Source organism: Frankia sp. R82 (genome assembly GCF_023716925.1).
Taxonomy (GTDB): domain Bacteria; phylum Actinomycetota; class Actinomycetes; order Frankiales; family Frankiaceae; genus Frankia.
In genome coordinates this window covers 1-2,454 of record NZ_JAMQQG010000126.1, presented here as the reverse complement: position 1 = coordinate 2,454, position 2,454 = coordinate 1, and the positions used below count along the sequence as shown (strand labels likewise).

Below are 2,454 nucleotides of genomic sequence, written 5' to 3'. Positions count from 1 at the left end.
GGGCCGCGCTCGCCCCGGGGGCTGGGGTCGCCGCCCGGGTCGGTGCCGGCGTCGCGGCGGGGGCGGCGGCAGCGGTCTGGAAGACCTCGCGGAAACGCAGCTCCGCGGTCTGGCCGACCAGATCGACGACGTCGCTACGACCGCGGCCGGGCACCGAGATCTCGATCTGGTTGCCCGTGCGATGCACCTCGGACTCGGCGACACCGAGCCCGTCGACCCGCTGGCGAATGATGTCCACGGCCTGGTTGATGGCGCCGGAGTTCACCGACTGGCCACCGGTGGCGCGTGGGGTCAGGATGACACTCGTGCCACCCTGCAGATCGAGACCGAGCCGGGGGGTCCAGGTGCCGGTGGCGGCCATCAGGCCGTAGAGCAGGGCAAACAGCCCTCCGAGGATCCCCAGCCGGGTCCAGGCGGAGGTTCCCGCGGAAACCCGTGCCGAGCGGCGTGCCACGTGCGAGCCCCTTCCTCATGCACCGGCAGGCCGGCGCTGGTTCGCCTCGCCGTTGCCCGGAGCGGCGTTGCTCAACGTACCCGAACGAATGTCACCGAGGGTACGTTCCGAGCCCCTGGCGGTGACGGGACGACGATGCGTCGCCCGGGCTCAGAGTTCCTTGCGCAGCCTATTGGGCGTGCCCGCGTCCCCATCACCTGCGGCCGGACCGCCCGGGACAGCATCGCCGGACGCAGCACCACCGGCAGCAGGGGGCTTCGCCCCCCCGACCTCGGGTCCGTCGGCGGCATGGGCCGGGCCGTCGCCGTGCGCGTCGGTGCCATGGCCGCCTTGGTCATCATCGCCATGCTCGTGGTCGTGACCGTCGTGGTCGTGACCGTCGTGGTCGTCCTGGTCACCAGGGGCGCTCAGCACGCGGGCGATCGCGCTGCGGCTGAAGCGGCAGACGACGTCCGGGGCGATCTCGAGCAGGATGTCGCCGTCCTCGATCTCGACAACGGTCGCGTAGAGGCCGGCCGTGGTGATCACCAGGGTGCCGGGTTCGATGCGCGACACCTCCTGCTGCTGGGCCTTGGCCCGGCGGCGCTGCATCGAGAAGATATAGACCACGACGAGGACGAGCAGCAGCGGGAGTAGAAACCCGCTGATCGATCCACCTTCGCTGTTGCCTGCCGCCGTCGTCGCGTAGTCGCCCACGTCCTGCCCTCCTGAAGTGTTGCGGCGATCGTACGTATCGAACGGGTGCGCTCGGTGGGCAGGGCCCGGGAGTCCGGTTTACGTGGCCCCGGGCAGGCCATGGCCGGGGCGCCGGGCGACCGGTCAGCCGGTGTCGGGAAACAGGGCTGCCTGGCTTCGGCCAAGGGGGTCGTTGACCGGTTCGACACCGAGATGTTCGAAGGCGGCCGGAGTCGCCACCCGACCGCGTGCGGTGCGGATCAGCAGGCCGGCCCGCAGCAGGAAGGGTTCGGCCACGTCCTCCACCGTCTCCGTCTCCTCACCGACCGACACCGCGAGCGTGGAGAGGCCGACCGGACCGCCACCGAACCGGGTGACCAGGGCTTCCAGGACGGCCCGGTCGAGCCGGTCGAGGCCGAGCCCGTCGACGTCGTACACCCGCAGCGCGGACTTGGCGACCTCCCTGGTGACCGTACCGTCGGCCCGCACCTCGGCGTAGTCACGCACCCGGCGCAGCAGCCTGTTCGCGATTCGGGGGGTGCCACGGGAGCGGCCGGCGACCTCGTCGGCCCCCTCCGGAGTGAGCCGCACGCCGAGCAGCCCGGCTGAGCGGGTGAGCACCTGGGTGAGTTCGTCGGGATGGTAGAAGTCCAGGTGGGCGGTGAACCCGAACCGGTCGCGCAGCGGGCCGGTGAGCAGCCCGGAGCGGGTCGTGGCGCCGACCAGGGTGAACGGGGCGACCGCGAGCGGAATCGCCGTCGCCCCCGGGCCCTTACCGAGGATCACGTCGACCCGGAAGTCCTCCATCGCCGAGTAGAGCAGCTCCTCGGCCGGCCGGGCGATGCGGTGAATCTCGTCGAGGAACAGCACCTCGCCCGGGGACAGGGCGGTCAGGATCGCGACAAGATCACCGGCGCGCTCGATCGCCGGACCACTGGTCATCCGCAGCGGCACACCGAGCTCCTCGGCCATGATCATGGCCAGGCTGGTCTTACCCAGGCCGGGCGGGCCGGACAGCAACACGTGATCCGGTGGGGTACCGCGGGCCCGGGCTCCCTCGAGCATGATGGTCAGCTGTTCACGGACCTTGCCCTGACCAACGAACTCGCTCAGCGTATGCGGGCGCAGACCAGCCTCGAACGCCCGCTCCTCGGCACTGGCGACCGCCGAGACCAGCCCCGGCTCACTCATCCGCGTTCCCGCGACGCGAGCCTGACAACGGCCGGCGCGGCCCGGGCCCGGCCGTCATCGGCGCAGCACGGCGAGGGACCCGCGCAGCAGCGTCGCCGCGTCGGGCGCGGGATCGGCGGCGGGTGCGCTGGGAC

General features: G+C 71.8%; 2 protein-coding genes and 1 pseudogene. All 3 read right to left on the bottom strand.

Annotated elements, in window-relative coordinates; translation table 11 throughout:
* Positions 1-454 (bottom strand): annotated as a pseudogene (locus ND747_RS16070) (protein translocase subunit SecD); the annotation flags it as partial.
* A gap of 150 nt (positions 455-604) precedes the next feature.
* Entirely contained in the window at positions 605-1,150 is a 546-nt protein-coding gene (gene yajC / locus ND747_RS16065) for a preprotein translocase subunit YajC (protein WP_251734426.1), read from the bottom strand.
* A 123-nt stretch (positions 1,151-1,273) separates the two neighbouring features.
* The gene (gene ruvB, locus ND747_RS16060; RefSeq protein WP_251734425.1) at positions 1,274-2,320 is read right to left on the bottom strand and encodes a Holliday junction branch migration DNA helicase RuvB; all 1,047 of its coding nucleotides are present in this window, start codon (positions 2,318-2,320) and stop codon (positions 1,274-1,276) included.
* Positions 2,321-2,454 lie beyond the last annotated feature (134 nt).